We start from the raw sequence: 15,532 nt of genomic DNA, 5'->3' as shown, positions 1-15,532 counted from the left end.
TGTCCTGATTTAAATTTAATCCACTATACTTGAAACTGGTTTTTCAGACGACCTTCGATACTTGATAGGTCGTCTGAAAAACCAATCTTTCGATTGGTTGTGGAAGAAAGCCACTGTTGTCCTTGCATCAGCCGGAACAGCAGTGGCTTTTTTCTGTCTCTATGCCGAGATGGCTAGATTAGTTGTCGCCTTTATTTACCTGCAGATGCTGCGGAAGCAGGCGCTGCTGCTGAAGCAGCTGGAGCAGAAGCGGCAGGGGCTGAAGCGGCACCGCTACCTGCATAGGCTTTGTCTTCCAGTTTTTTGGTCATGATTTCAGGGTTTTCTGCGCCCTCTACTTTCAATTGACCCAACGCGCCTTTGTTGAACGCACGGAAGAGAGAGTGGTCAACCACAGTATAGCTGCCCGGGATGTCGGCTTTAAATTCGACAATCGCTGCGCCACCGGCAGGAATCAGGGTACTTTGTACGTTTTCGTTGATCAGTTTGCCGGCTTCTACGTAAACTTTGTCGAAGATCTCACCGATAACGTGGAAGGAAGAAACGAGGTTCGGACCACCGTTACCAACGTACATACGGACGGTTTCGCCTGCTTTGGCTTTCAGGGCGTTGTCGCCGGCGATAGCGCCTACGTGACCGTTAAATACAACGTATTCAGGTTGTTCGGCGATGGCTTTGTCCATATCGAACGGTTGCAGACCTTGCGCACCTTTTTTACCTTTGGTGTAGAAGTCGCCTTGTACGATGTAGAACTCTTTGTCCACTTTAGGCAGGCCTTCTTTAGGTTCAACCAAGATCAGACCGTACATACCGTTGGCGATGTGCATACCGACAGGGGCAACGGCACAGTGGTAGATATACAGACCGGGTTGCAGGGCTTTGAAGCTGAATGTAGAAGTACGGCCCGGAGCAGTGAAGCTGGCTTCTGCACCACCGCCTGGACCGGTAGCAGCGTGGAAGTCAACGTTGTGGGGGACGGTAGAAGACGGGTTGTTAGAGAATTCGACTTCTACGGTATCGCCTTCGCGTACGCGGATCATGCGGCCCGGAACGTCGCCGTTAAATGTCCAGTAGTGGTATTCCACGCCATCATCCATTTTCATGGTTTTTTCGACGGTTTCCATTTTCACGCGGACACGTGCAGGATGGTCGCGGTCGATGGCAGGCGGAACTTCAGGAGCGTGGGTAGTTACCGCGTCGATAACAGGCAGCTCGGCAGCGGGGGTTTCGGCAGCAGCTTGAGCACCGGAAGCAGAAGCCTCGGAAGCTGCAGGAGCGGAAGCGGAAGCGGTTTGCTCGGCAGGTTTTTGGGCAGCTTGCTCACCACAGGCGGCTAAAGCAAAAACTGAAGCAATGATTGCAGCTAAAGCTTGGCGTTTCATAGTTGTCATTTCCTTTAATAACTATTTTAAGAAGGTCAGGGTATATTTTTTCAACCTTTGTCGTCCGCGGCATACCGCTTTCGGCTCTTTCAAACTGCCTTATTCCGGGTCGTCTGAAAGGCATCTCTTGTGAACTTTTGTAGGATTATGTAGGTGGTTTTACCGCTATATCTTGACCTAAATCAATTAATTCATCAAAGATGAACTTTTACTACCCATTTTACTACTTAATAACTAGATAAAACTACATCAAATCATCTATTATTGCTCACATGTTTTATCCAATTCTTTACAAAAATGCTACCGTATTTTTGATAATAAGAATTATTATTGACTATATATCTGTTTTTTAAAGATTGTTGTTAAGAGAATATTTCTTTTGCCTGAAAAGAGTGCTACAATCTTTAACATTCATATAGTATGAATTTATAAGCAACCACTTTTTACCAAAATAAGGAGTTCTGAAATGGGACAGTACAAGAAGCTATGGTACTTGCTGTTTGCCGTCCTGGCAGTCTGCTTTACCATTCTTGGCTACATGGGCAGCGAGGTTTATAAAAAAGCCCCGCCTTACCCTGAAAGAGTCGTTTCGGCATCAGGTACTCAGCTGATGACCAAAGACGATATTTTGGCAGGTCAGTCCGCCTGGCAAACCACCGGCGGTATGGAAGTCGGTTCCGTATTGGGACACGGCGCATACCAAGCTCCGGACTGGACAGCCGACTGGCTGCACCGCGAGCTTGTCGCATGGTTGGATTTGACTGCGCAAGAGACTTACGGCAAAAAATTCAACGAAGTTTCTCCTGAAGAACAAGCCGTACTGAAAACCCGCCTTGCCGACGAATACCGCAACCAAAGCCGTATTAAAGAAGACGGCAGCGTCGTTATCAGCGATACCCGTGTCAAAGCCATTGAGAGCATCCTGCCTTACTACCACGGCGTATACAGCGATGATCCCGCCCTTCAGACGACCCGCGAACACTTCGCAATGAAAAACAACACATTGCCAAGTAAAGAAGCGCGTGAAAAACTGTTCAACTTCTTCTTCTGGACTTCATGGTCTGCTTCGACCAACCGTCCCGACGAAACTTTCACCTACACCAACAACTGGCCGCACGAGCCTCTGATCAACAACGTACCGACTACTGAAAACTACATGTGGTCGTTTACCAGCGTTGTACTGCTCTTGATGGGTATCGGCTTGTTGATGTGGGGTTATTCCTTCCTGACCAAACACGAAGAAGTAGAAGTTCCGACTGAAGACCCGATTTCCAAAGTACAGCTGACTCCTTCCCAAAAAGCATTGGGCAAATACGTCTTCCTGACAGTCGCCCTGTTTGTGGTACAAGTGTTGCTGGGCGGCCTGACCGCGCACTACACCGTCGAAGGTCAAGGTTTCTACGGCATCGACGAAGCACTCGGCTTCGAAATGTCCGACTGGTTCCCTTACGCATTGACCCGTACTTGGCACATCCAATCCGCCATCTTCTGGATTGCAACCGGCTTCCTGACAGCAGGTCTGTTCCTGGCTCCGATTGTTAACGGTGGCAAAGATCCCAAGTTCCAACGCGCCGGCGTAAACTTCCTGTACATCGCCCTGTTTATCGTAGTCGGTGGTTCTTACGCAGGTAACTTCTTCGCCCTGACCCACGTCATTCCGCCTAAATTCAACTTCTGGTTTGGACACCAAGGTTACGAATACCTCGACTTGGGCCGTTTTTGGCAACTCCTGCTGATGGTCGGCCTGCTGTTGTGGCTGTTCCTGATGCTGCGCTGTACCGTTTCCGCCTTTAAAGAAAAAGGCGTGGACAAAAACCTGCTGGCAATCTTCGTTGCCTCCATGGTCGGTGTAGGCGTGTTCTACGCGCCCGGTCTGTTCTACGGCGAAAAATCCCCGATTGCCGTGATGGAATACTGGCGCTGGTGGGTGGTTCACCTGTGGGTAGAAGGCTTCTTCGAAGTATTCGCTACCGCAGCCTTCGCCTTCATCTTCTACAACATGGGCTTCGTCCGCCGCAGTACCGCTACTGCCTCCACTCTGGCTGCCGCCGCCATCTTCATGTTGGGCGGTATCCCGGGTACGTTGCACCACCTGTACTTCTCCGGCTCTACCTCCGCCTCTATGGCAATCGGTGCCTGCTTCTCCGCATTGGAAGTCGTACCGCTGGTATTGCTGGGTCGTGAAGCTTACGAACACTGGTCTTACCAACACCTGTCCGAATGGGCGAAACGCCTGCGTTGGCCGCTGATGTGCTTCGTAGCAGTCGCCTTCTGGAACATGATCGGTGCCGGCGTATTCGGCTTCCTGATTAACCCGCCGATTTCCCTGTTCTACATCCAAGGTCTGAACACTACCGCAGTTCACGCACACGCAGCCTTGTTCGGTGTGTACGGTTTCTTGGCACTGGGCTTCGTATTGCTGGTTGCCCGCTACCTGAAACCAAACGCAAAATTCGACGACAAACTCATGACTTGGGGCTTCTGGCTGCTCAACGGCGGCTTGGTCGGCATGATCGCCATCAGCCTGCTGCCTGTCGGCGCCATTCAAGCATACGCCTCCATCACTCATGGTCTGTGGTATGCCCGTAGCGAAGAATTCCTGCAAATGGAAATCCTCGACACCCTGCGCTGGGTACGCACAGCAGCCGACTTGATCTTCATCGGCGGTGCAATCTGCGTAGCCATCCAAGCAACCAAAATCGTATTCAGCCGCGATAAATAAATCCTAGCTTGAATGCAATCAAAAGGTCGTCTGAACATTTTCAGACGACCTTTTTTGATGCCTGCCTACTTTCATTTCGGCAACAGCCCATCCCCGTTTAACCGCCATACGCACAGAACACCCCTCTTTACCCACCTATCCCTACCCTACCCCCCTCCTCCAACAAATTGAATCCCTCCCCATCCCGCGACAACCGCCCTACCTGTTTTCCCTATTTTTCAGACGACCCCAATGCCGTTTAGAAAACAAGGTCGTCTGAAACCGAAAACAAACAAAACACAGACAACAAAAAACCGCCCATCAAAGCGCGGTCGGTTTTAAAACAGTTTTTGTCGGAACGGAAAGCGAAGGGCTTTTCAGACGACCTCTGAATATTTAGGAGTCGTCTGAAAAATAAAATCACTCAATAACGGTAATCAGGATGGCGGGAACAGCCTGAATAACGGATAGTACAACTATCTGAATGTTTACTACATGCGGATAGTGCTTTTTGTTCCGCTGATTTTAAATTGGAATCATTTTTTGCACCATATCCACCATTACCAACAGTACCTCCCAATGCTATTGCAGTACAAGAATTGCGTATTTCAGTCAACATGCGGCAACCCTTGCCATCCTTAGCAATTGGATTACTCCCACCATTTCTAATACAACTTTCTAAAGCTTCCTTATTAGCCGGACCATATCCTTGAGTATTATTTTCAGAATAACCTATTGCACCATTAGCTGGATTAAAATAAATCGCTCCCCAACGGTTCGGCACTTTATACACCCGTCGAGAAGACGAACTGCCACCTCCCCAACCGCACGCGCTGCCATCGACAGTTTGACAATAACCGTCAGTCGGATTCCCTCCCAAAGGGTTGCCCAAGGCGGTAAAACTATTCAATGCCATCCATATCAAAAATATCTTCTTCATCTTTATACCTCTTAATCTTTTCCGCTATTCGTTTCTCTCAAAGCCCTGCCGCATAACTTCGCATCGCTTTCGACCCCATCGCTGCAAAATAAGTTTTCAGACGACCTCTGAACATTTGGGGTCGTCTGAAAAATAAAATCACTTAATAACGATAATCAGGATGGCGCGAACAGCCTGAATAGCGGACAGTACATTTAAATGATTGCCCTGCCTCACATGCGGAAATCGCCTTTTGCTCTGCCTCAGCAATAGAATCGGCATTTTTTGCAGCAGCCCTATATCTTCCTCCATCTCCTCCCAATACAATCGCCCCACACATATTACGGTATTCAGTCATTAAGCTACAGCCTTCCCCATTGCGATCCAATGGATTCTTACCACCTCCTGCCTTAATGCAATTTGCCAATGCCTCTTTATTGGCGGAACGGTAGCCTGAGGTATTATTCTCAGAATAACCTATTGCTTGATTTGCAGCATTGTAATAAATCGCTCCCCAACGGTTCGGGATATTAATTACCCTACCTCCCTGTCCCATCGGTCGGTTATTACCCGCGCATCCCGGCAAATCAGGATGATAGGCACAAGGATTGCTCATTTCGTTTGCGTTAGCGAAACCGCTTAAAATCATGGCAGCCGCTAATAGTATATGCTTCATCGGTTTATTCCTTATTTTTGAACTTATAGTGGATTAAATTTAAACCAGTACGGCGTTGCCTCGCCTTGCCGTACTATCTGTACTGTCTGCGGCTTCGTCGTCTTGTCCTGATTTAAATTTAATCCACTATACTTTACCCTGTTACCCAAACAACCCAGTCAAAATCAGACGGGCTGTTTCCTCTTTATCGTCTATCGCCACACAATAAAGTTTCAGACGACCCCTAGTCCTTCAGGGGGCGTCTGAAAAAACAAATCAATCGGCAATGCTGCCGTATTGCTTTGTTAAGCTTACAAAACGCCTTGATGGGCGGTATCGTGTCCCAAAGCAGTCAGGAATTGCGACATGCTGTATGTTTCGCCTGAAGCGGCAAACTTGAACGCGTCTACGGTATCGCCGCCATCTGAGGAGTGGACGGCATCCAAGACGGTCAGGGTGTCGTCACTGCCTTTGAGTTTGACCACCCAGTTCTCTTTGTTGTTTCCTGCTTTATTGATTTCCAAATCGATGTCTTTCAGCGTCAGATTGCCTGAGAACAATACGGTATTGTCCTCGCCGCTTGCGTTCAGTGACAATTTGTCATGCCCGCTGCCTTTGCCGAAGGTAATCGTATTGGCATAGCTGCCGCCGGAAATGGTGTCATTGCCTGCGCCGGCATCAATGGTGCTGTCGTGTCCGACTTTGACGGTATCGTCGCCGCTGCCGCCGATAAAGGTGGTTTTGCCGCCGTAGTTGCCTGAAACGCTGACGGTATCGCCGTTGTCGGTACCGTGAATAATGCGGTTGGAGCCTTCGTACAGTCGTTGTTCAAAGGTATCGCTGTCGTCATTCAGGTATTGAATAATCGTGCCGTCTTTGCGGACATGGGATACTTTCAAACCGAAATGTTCGATGATTTGTTCCGTGCTGTATGGGCCGTTGTCGAATTGGAACTCGGATATGGCGCCTTGCGAACCCATTTGGTTTTTAATCGTCAATACGTCATTGCTGCCTTTGATGGAAACGGTCCATGTGTTGCCGTTCAGACGGGGGTTGATGGTGTAGTCAAACGGATCGGGCGTGTAGTCGATGCCGGTTTTGTCGTAGCCCGGGGTCACGGAAATATTCAAGTCATCCAATGTCAAGCCGCCGGTAAATTTTACGGCGTTGCTGATGGAGGTGGGATTGAATTCTTCGTCGATATCGAAACCGAAGTCGAAAATGGTGTCGTGTCCGTATCCTTTGCCGAAGACATAGGTATCGCGCCCGTCTCCGCCTTCCAGATAATCGTCGCCCGCGCCGCCATCGAGGTAATCGGCTCCGACCCGCGCATACAGTTTGTCATTGCCGTTGCCGCCGTACAGTTTGTCGTCTGAAGACCATTCATTGCCCCAGTAGCTGGTGCCTTCGTCTCGGATGATGTCGTCGCCATCCATGCCGTAAATCACGTCCCTGCCGTCTGTGCCGGAACTTAATTCGTCATTAAACTTGCTGCCGACAATCACATCGTCGTTCGGCGTGCCTTCATTTTTGATGCCTTGGTCGGCTTTTCCGGTGTTGACGGCTTTGAGCAGGGTTTCGGCTGTATAGTTTTCGCCGAGGAATTGGAATTGGTTGATGGAAATATGTCCTTTGGCGTCAACTTGGTTTTGAATGGTTGCCGAGCCGTTGGCGGATGTGATTTCCCAGTTTTTGCTGCCGTCGGCATTGTCGATGACGTTTACTTTGATGTCGCTGACACGGAGGTCGTCTGAAAACTTCAGGGTATTGTTGCCTTGATTGTCGATAATCGTATCGTCGCTGCCGTAAATATAGGTGTCGTTGCCTGTTCCGCCTTTCAACATATCTTTGCCTGCTCCTCCGATTAAAGTGTCATCGCCTGCGTCGCCGTTGATGGTGTCGTTGCCATCGCCGCCGTCCAAATAGTCATTGCCGTCGCCGCCGTTAATGTTGTCGTTGCCGCCCATGCCGTAAACGGTATCGTTGCCGCGGCCGCTATTGAGTCGGTTGTGTCCGCTGTTGCCGGTCAGGGTGTTATTGCTGTTGTTGCCTGCCGCGTAGATATTGGCGTTGCCGGTCAGGGTAACGTTTTCAACGTGGGTTGAGGCGGTATAAGAAACGCTGCTGATCACGGTATCATTGCCTTCGCCGCTATTCTCAACGACAACATCTTTTGCGTTATCCACATAGTAAGTATCGTCTCCGATGCCGCCGCGCATCATGTCCGCGCCTGCTTTACCGTCGATGACGTCGTTGCCGACGGTGCCGTTCAGCGCGTCGTTTCCTTCCGTGCCTTCAATACGTTCTCCTGCATTGTCGCGTATTTCTACTTGCGCTTGAGTGGCTTTGATGAATTGGTTGAGGTTTAATGTGCCGTTTGCGAAAACAAACCGTTGGACAGAAGGCATATTGCTGCCTTCTTGGTATTGATTGGAAATGGTCAGGACGGATTGTGTGTGTTTCACTGCGATACGCCAGTCCTGTCCGCCTTCTGCATTGCGCACGGCGGTAACTGTCAGATCGTCTGCGCTGAGACCGTCTAAAAAGCGGATGCTGTTGCTGCCTTGGCGGTCGATTACTGTATCTTTGCCGCTTTTTTCGCCGAACAAATAGGTATCGTTGCCTTCACCCCCTTGCAATACGTCGTTTCCTGCCGCGCCGTCCAGGATATCGTTGCCTTCATCGCCGAACAGTTGGTCGTCGCCTTCTCCCCCGTTGATGTTGTCGTGACCTGCGCCCCCGTAAACCATATCATTGCCGCGCCCGCTGTACAGGCGGTTGTTGCCGCTGTTGCCGACCAATACGTTGTCTGAATTGTTGCCCGCGCCATAAATATTATCCGAACCGGTCAAAACCAAGTTTTCGACATTGTTCGGCAAGGTGTAGCTGACATTGCTATAAACGGTATCCTGTCCTTCATTTGCCTTTTCCACAATGTTGTCTGCGGCATGGGTGGCATAATAGACATCATTGCCCTTGGTTCCTTGAAAAACCTTGGGTTCGGACGACCTTTCCAAAGATGCGGAGTGTGCGGCGGCTTCTTCAGAAACGATTGCGCGAAAGACTTGTTTTGTATCCATGATATTATTTTTTCCGTGAGCTGACGGTTGCCTATCCGGGGAGATGGGATAAATAACCAGATTGGGGGGATCGTAATTTATTGATTGAATCGTTACACGCAGTCGAACTGCGTGGCTTCCTTAGACTGCTTTATCCTCAACAAGTTCTAACTCTTTCTCAAAACATTATTTAATCGGAATTTATATTTCAATTGATTAATTTGTTTATCATTTATGCCAAATTGAATTCAAATCAAGATTAAGCGTTGGGCAACGCCGCACTGCGCCAATCCAATCCGCTATAAAACGAAAAGGTCGTCTGAAAACCACTTTTCATGGTTTTCAGACGACCTTTTATTTACAACGGGAAATTACAGCGAGCGGGCGACTTCGACGATGTCGAAGCATTCCAGTTGGTCGCCTTCCATAATTTCGTTGTAGCCTTTGATCATCAAGCCGCATTCGAAGCCCATGCGGACTTCTTTGACGTCGTCTTTGTAGCGTTTCAAAGAAGACAGTTCGCCGGTGTGGATGACCACGTTGTTGCGGATGAGGCGGATATGGGAATCGCGTTTGACCACGCCGTCGGTAACCATACAGCCTGCGATGTTGCCGACTTTGGATACGCTGATGACCTGACGGATTTCGACCATACCGGTAACCTGCTCTTTCTCTTCCGGCGCCAGCATGCCGCTCATGGCTGCTTTGACGTCGTCGATGGCATCGTAAATGATGTTGTAGTAGCGGATTTCCACGTTTTCATTTTCGGCAAGTTTGCGCGAAGAAGCGTCTGCACGCACGTTAAAGCCGATGATGAACGCGCCTGAAGCGATGGCAAGGTTGACGTCCGATTCGGTAATACCGCCCACGCCGCTGTGCAATACGTTCACTTTCACTTCGTCGGTGGACAGTTTTTTCAGGCTGCCCGCCAAAGCTTCGTAAGAACCTTGTACGTCTGCTTTGATGATGACCGACAAGGATTGGGCTTGGTTTTCGCCCATGTTGTTGAACATATTTTCCAGTTTCGCGGCCTGTTGTTTGGCCAAGCGTACATCGCGGTATTTGCCTTGGCGGAAGAGCGCGATTTCGCGGGCTTTTTTCTCGTCTGCCAACACCATCGCGTCTTCACCGGCGTTCGGCACGTCGGACAAACCGAGAATTTCGACTGGAATAGACGGGCCTGCTTCGTTGACGGCTTTACCGTTTTCATCAACCATCGCACGGATTTTACCGAACGCGGTACCGGCAAGCAGCATATCGCCTTTTTTCAGCGTACCGCTTTGCACCAAGAGGGTAGCGACCGCGCCGCGTCCTTTGTCCAGACGGGCTTCGACGATGATACCTTTGGCAGGCGCATCGACAGGGGCAGTCAGTTCCAATACCTCGGCTTCAAGCAAGACGGCTTCGAGCAATGCGTCGATATTGATGCCTTTTTTGGCGGAAACGTCGATAAATTGCACATCGCCGCCCCATTCGTCAGGTACGACTTCGTGTGCGGTCAACTCTTGGCGGATGCGCTCGGGGTTGGCAGCTTCTTTATCGATTTTGTTGACGGCAACCACCATCGGTACGCCCGCTGCTTTAGCGTGGGCAATGGCTTCGATGGTTTGCGGCATCACGCCGTCGTCGGCTGCGACCACGAGAATCACGATGTCGGTTGCTTTCGCACCGCGCGCGCGCATGGCGGTAAACGCTTCGTGACCCGGGGTATCCAAGAAGGTAATCACGCCGCGCGGGGTTTCAACGTGGTATGCGCCGATGTGCTGGGTAATGCCGCCTGCTTCGCCTTGTACCACTTTGGCGCGGCGGATGTAGTCCAGCAGCGAGGTTTTACCGTGGTCGACGTGACCCATCACGGTAACGACCGGCGGACGCGGCAATGCTTCGGCTTCCACAGCTTCCACGCCTTCATCCAAGAATGCTTCGGGATCGTCGGCGGCGGCAGGTTTGCCGATATGACCGAGTTCTTCCACCACAATCAGGGCGGTGTCTTGGTCGATGGATTGGTTGATGGTGACCATCATGCCCATTTTCATCAGGGCTTTGACCACTTCCACGCCTTTGACTGCCATTTTGTGCGCCAAATCGGCAACGGTAATGGTTTCGGGAACCAAGACTTCGTGAACGACAGGTTCGGTCGGTGCTTGGAAGGCGTGTTGGTTCGGCTCGAGTTTGAGTTTCTTGCCTTTTTTACCGCTGCGTACGCGCTCGTCGTCGCCGTTGCGCGCATTGCGGTCGCGTCCGCCTTTACCGCCTTTGCCTTTGGCGTTGCGGCCTTGGTTGTCATCGTCGCGGTTGTGGCGGTCTTCTTTTTTCGCACGGGCAGGATTGGCGGCCTTGCCTTCTGCAGGCGCGGCTTTGGCTTTTTCGGCAGGCTTGCGCTGCTCGGCAGCTTTGGCTTCGGCTGCGGGCTTGGCTTGCTGATCCGCCTGTTGTTTCATGGCTTCGCGGCGCGCCTGACGCTCTTGTTTTTCTTTCAACAAGGCTTCTTGATGGGCGCGTAAAGCGGCGGCGCGGCGTGCCTCTTCGTCGCGTTGCGCTTGTTCTTCCGCACTGACCACAGGTTGCGGAGCCGCTGGAGCAGCGGGTTTGGCTGCTTTTTTCGCGTCTTTGCCTTTATTGCCTTTGTCTTGTTTAGGCTTGGCTTTGCCTTCGGCAGGTTTTTCAGACGACCTTTGGGCAGGTTTGTCTTCAGCCTGAACTGCTTGTGCAGCAGGCTCTGCCGGTTTGTCGTCGGCTTTGCTTTCAGCTGCTTTCACGTCGGCAGGTTTTTCAGCCGCTTCAACAGGTTTCGCTTCTTCCGCTTTGACTTTCGGCTCGGCTTTTGCCGCTTTGGCAGCCTTCAACTTCGCAGCTTCCGCTTCGGCTTTCGCGCGCGCTTCGGCACGGGCGGCGGCCTCAGCTTCGGCTTTCGCCTGTTCTGCGGCTTGGTCTTTCACTTCTGCCTGCTCGGCTTTTTGCGCTTCAGCTACTGCTTTGGCTTTAGCTTCGGCGGCAAGCTCTTCCGGCGAAGGAATCGTTACGGAACGGCCGCGTTTGCGTTCGACTTTGACGCCGCTGACAGTGCTGACTTCGGTTTTTTTGCGGCGGATGCTGATGGTTCCGCCGTCATTGCCGTTTTTCTTTTTCAGATAGGCGTTCAGCAGTTGTTTGTCGTCCAGCGTCAGGGAATCGCTGCCGCTGTTTTTATTGACGCCGGCTTCTTTCAGTTGTTTCAGCAAATCATCGACGGGGCGTTTCAGTTCGGCGGCAAATTGTTCTACGGTTGTGTTACTCATCTGTACCCCCATTAGTTCTCTTCGGTAAACCAGTGTTCGCGGGCGGCAAGAATCACTTTTTTCGCCGCTTCTTCATCTACACCGGTTATTTCAATCAGTTCGTCAACGGCAAGTTCCGCCAAATCGTCGCGGGTGGTTACGCCGGCTTCCGCCAGTTTGCGGAGCATATCGGAATCTACGCCGTCCAGATTGCGCATGTCGTCTGAAACTTCTTCCAGCTTCTCTTCGGACGCAATCGCCATGGTCAGAATCGCATCGCGCGCGCGGTTGCGCAGGGTTTCGACGATTTCTTCGTCAAAGCCTTCGATGGCGAGCAATTCGGCAGCCGGAACGTAAGCGACTTCTTCCAGCGTGGCAAAACCTTCTTCTACCAAAATATCGGCGGTTTCGTCGTCGATGTTCAGATGCGCGGTAAAGAGGTCGCGGATGGCTGCGTCTTCGGCGGCAGTGCGTTCGTCTGCTTCTTCAACAGTCATGATGTTCAACTGCCAACCTGTCAAATCAGATGCCAAACGCACGTTTTGACCGCCGCGGCCGATGGCAAGCGCAAGCTGGTCTTCGGCGACGATCACGTCAACCGCGTGTTTGTCATCGTCAATCACGATACGGCTGACTTCGGCAGGAGACAGCGCGTTCATCACGAACTCGGCAGTTTCAGACGACCACAGCACCACATCAATACGCTCGCCTGCCAATTCGTTGCTGACGGCGTTCACACGGGAGCCGCGCACGCCGATACAGGTACCTTGCGGATCGATGCGCTGGTCGTTTGCTTTGACTGCCACTTTCGCACGTTGGCCCGGGTCGCGTGCCACTTCGCGGATTTCCAACAAGCCGTCTGCAATTTCAGGCACTTCCATTTCGTACAGCTTCGCGAGGAAATCGCCTGAAGTACGGCTGAGGATGACTTGTTTGCGGCCGGTATTGCCGATTTCGTCCACACGCAAAAACAGCGCGCGGATACGGTCGCCGCCGCGGAAGTTTTCACGCGGAATCATTTGTTCGCGCGGAATCAGCGCATCCAGCTTGCCCGGAACGACTTCGACGATGATGCCGTGGCGTTCTACGCGTTTTACCGTACCGGAAACGATGTCTTCTTTAACAGCCAAGAATTCGTTCAGATTTTGCTCGCGCTCGGCATCGCGGATGCGTTGCAGGATGATTTGTTTGGCAGTTTGCGCAGCTTGGCGGCCAAAGCCTTCGTTCGGCAGCGTTTCTTCGTAGTAATCGCCGATTTGAATGTCGGTACCCGGTATTTCTTCTTGGATTTCTTCGATGGTTTTTTCCAGGTCGGGATAGGTGTAATCCTCGTCGGCAACAATCAACCAGCGGCGGTAAGTATGATATTCGCCGGTATCGCGGTCGATTTCGACGCGCACGTCCATGTGCTCGCGGTCGGCTTTTTTCTTGGCTGCGGTAGAAAGGGCAAATTCCAATGCTTGGAACACCACTTCCGCTTCAACGTTTTTCTCGCTTGCCAACGCTTCGGCAAGTTGCAACATTTCGCGACTCATTTTTTAGAATCTCCAATATCAAGTTTTAAAATTTAAATTCGGGGCGCAGGCGGGCTTTATCGATATTATCCAAGCCGATTTGCGCGGTTTTGCCGTCGAAAGAAAGCGTTACGGTATCGTTTTCACAACCCTCGATGCGGCCGATAAAATTCTTTTGTCCGTCAACCGGCAGGCGGGTTTTGATTTTTGCCTGTTGCCCTGCAAAGCGCACGAAATCGGCGGCTTTTTTCAGTGGCCGGTCAAGGCCGGGGCTGGAAATTTCCAGATTTTTATAATCGATATCTTCCACCATGAACACGCGGCTCAAATGATTGCTGACGGTCGCGCAGTCTTCGACGGTAATCCCGCCTTCTTTATCGATGAACACGCGCAGCGTGCCTTGCGCAGTCAGCTCGAAATCGACCAGTTCGTAGCCCAAACCCGGCAGGGTTTTTTCGAGAATTGTTTGAATATCCATGAATCTCCCGGAGTACATAAACAAAAAAATGGCCCCGTGGCCATTTTTCGTCAAAATTGAAAAATTGGCTTATTATAACCGCTTTCCACTCAAAAGAAAAGCGTTGATTTATCGCGGCTTTTTTCAGACGACCTTATAGAGTGAATACACCTGACGGCATAAAACCAAGCTTAAAATTGTTGACAAAAACGGTCGTCTGAAAAATTGCCATTAAACCTTACCCATTGATAATCATCATTTTATTTCCAACCTTTCTTTTTCAGACGACCCCATTTCCCTTCCATACGGCTTGCACGAAGCACGCCGTCATTCTAAAATCCAAAGCTGTTATCATCGAAACAAAAAGGCATTGCCATGTCCGCCCGCCCCATCTACAACTTTTCCGCAGGCCCCGCCGTCCTGCCCGAAGCCGTATTGCGTACCGCGCAGCAAGAAATGCTCGACTACAACGGCACAGGCTTCCCCGTCATGGCGATGAGCCACCGCTCGGAAATGTTCCTCAGCATCCTCCATCACGCCGAACAAGACCTGCGCGCGCTGCTGAACATTCCTTCCAACTACAAAATCCTGTTCCTGCAAGGCGGCGCGACCACGCAATTCAACATGGTTGCGATGAACCTGGCGCATGGCTTCCCGTCCGCCGACGCAGTGGTAACGGGCAACTGGAGCCGCATCGCCTACGAACAAATGAGCCGCCTGACCGATGCCGAAATCCGACTGGCGGCACACGGCGGCGAACAATTCGACTATACCGCCCTGCCGCCCGTCGAAACTTGGGACATAGACAAAGACTCCGCCTTCGTCCACTTCGTCATCAACGAGACCGTCAACGGCCTGCAATACCAAACCGTTCCCAAACTTTCAGACGACCTGCCGCCGCTCGTTTGCGATATGTCCAGCGAAATTCTCTCGCGCGAATTTGACGTTTCCGACTACGGGCTGATCTACGCGGGCGCACAAAAAAATATCGGTCCTGCCGGCGCAACCGTCGTCATCATCCGCGAAGACCTGCTCGACCGCTGCCCCGAGAGCATTCCCGACGTCTTCAACTACCGCTCCCACCTCAACCGCGACGGCATGTACAACACCCCGTCCACCTACGCCATTTATATGTCCGGTTTAGTGTTCCGCTGGCTGCTGACACAAGGCGGCGTCAAAAAAATCGAAGCTATCAACAACATCAAAGCCCAAACGCTTTACGACGCCATCGACGGCAGCGGCGGCTTCTACATCAACCGAATCCGCCCCGATGCCCGCTCCAAAATGAACGTCGTCTTCCAAACCGCCTCAACTGAACTCGACCGCCGCTTCGTCCTCGAAGCTGAACTGCAAGGCCTGTGCCTGCTTAAAGGCTACAAAACCGTCGGCGGCATGCGCGCCAGCATCTACAACGCCATGCCGCTCGAAGGCGTACAGGCATTGGCGGACTTTATGAGCGATTTCCAACGGCGTTACGGCTAAGACAAAATGCGCCTTTAAAAGCACAGCCGATTCAACACAAATCTCAAGCGCGGATGAATGCGTACCGTAATCAGGTATAGTGGATTAAATTTAAATCAGGACAAGG

The 15,532-nt window shown here is 51.3% G+C and carries 9 protein-coding genes and 1 pseudogene; 2 read left to right on the top strand and 8 right to left on the bottom strand.

The features are described from left to right. Nucleotides 1-191 precede the first annotated feature (191 nt). Complete coding sequence (gene nirK, locus HMPREF3050_RS07020) at nt 192-1,382, bottom strand: copper-containing nitrite reductase (RefSeq protein ID WP_070774244.1); 1,191 nt, start codon at nt 1,380-1,382, stop codon at nt 192-194. A 466-nt stretch (nt 1,383-1,848) separates the two neighbouring features. On the opposite strand from nirK, the gene HMPREF3050_RS07015 reads away from it, so the two are divergent. Further along, nucleotides 1,849-4,104, top strand: coding sequence for a nitric-oxide reductase large subunit (locus HMPREF3050_RS07015; RefSeq protein WP_070774243.1), 2,256 nt, complete (start codon nt 1,849-1,851; stop codon nt 4,102-4,104). 403 nt (nt 4,105-4,507) lie between these two features. Here the strand turns inward: HMPREF3050_RS07015 and HMPREF3050_RS13515 are convergent, their stop codons facing one another. The 7 genes and pseudogenes from HMPREF3050_RS13515 to rimP all read right to left on the bottom strand — a co-directional run bounded on the left by HMPREF3050_RS13515 (nt 4,508) and on the right by rimP (nt 13,965). Continuing rightward, a complete protein-coding gene (locus HMPREF3050_RS13515) occupies nt 4,508-5,023 on the bottom strand; it encodes a DUF4189 domain-containing protein (RefSeq protein ID WP_094113355.1) in 516 nt (171 codons plus the stop codon). Nucleotides 5,024-5,165: 142 nt separating this feature from the next. Beyond that, complete coding sequence (locus HMPREF3050_RS07010; protein WP_070774242.1) at nt 5,166-5,678, bottom strand: DUF4189 domain-containing protein; 513 nt, start codon at nt 5,676-5,678, stop codon at nt 5,166-5,168. A 26-nt stretch (nt 5,679-5,704) separates the two neighbouring features. Further along, nucleotides 5,705-5,821, bottom strand: a pseudogene (locus HMPREF3050_RS14855) (IS5/IS1182 family transposase); the annotation flags it as partial. A 147-nt stretch (nt 5,822-5,968) separates the two neighbouring features. Next, on the bottom strand, nt 5,969-8,737 hold the full coding sequence (locus tag HMPREF3050_RS07005; RefSeq protein WP_070774241.1) for a calcium-binding protein: 2,769 nt from the start codon (nt 8,735-8,737) through the stop codon (nt 5,969-5,971). 350 nt (nt 8,738-9,087) lie between these two features. Beyond that, nucleotides 9,088-11,994 (bottom strand): translation initiation factor IF-2, encoded by a 2,907-nt coding sequence (gene infB, locus HMPREF3050_RS07000; RefSeq protein WP_141758416.1) that lies wholly within the window; start codon nt 11,992-11,994, stop codon nt 9,088-9,090. A gap of 11 nt (nt 11,995-12,005) precedes the next feature. Continuing rightward, the gene (gene nusA / locus HMPREF3050_RS06995) at nt 12,006-13,508 is read right to left on the bottom strand and encodes a transcription termination factor NusA (protein ID WP_045072451.1); all 1,503 of its coding nucleotides are present in this window, start codon (nt 13,506-13,508) and stop codon (nt 12,006-12,008) included. Between the two features lie 25 nt (nt 13,509-13,533). Next, nucleotides 13,534-13,965, bottom strand: coding sequence for a ribosome maturation factor RimP (rimP, locus tag HMPREF3050_RS06990; RefSeq protein WP_003741871.1), 432 nt, complete (start codon nt 13,963-13,965; stop codon nt 13,534-13,536). Between the two features lie 354 nt (nt 13,966-14,319). Here rimP and serC point away from each other — a divergent pair, with 354 nt between their 5' ends. Beyond that, on the top strand, nt 14,320-15,426 hold the full coding sequence (serC, locus tag HMPREF3050_RS06985; protein ID WP_070774239.1) for a phosphoserine transaminase: 1,107 nt from the start codon (nt 14,320-14,322) through the stop codon (nt 15,424-15,426). Nucleotides 15,427-15,532: the final 106 nt, after the last annotated feature.

This window comes from Neisseria sp. HMSC065D04, assembly GCF_001815675.1.
In the GTDB taxonomy this organism is placed as follows: domain Bacteria; phylum Pseudomonadota; class Gammaproteobacteria; order Burkholderiales; family Neisseriaceae; genus Neisseria.
Note: the sequence above shows the minus strand (reverse complement) of the source record. Positions and strands in the feature narration are given on the sequence as shown.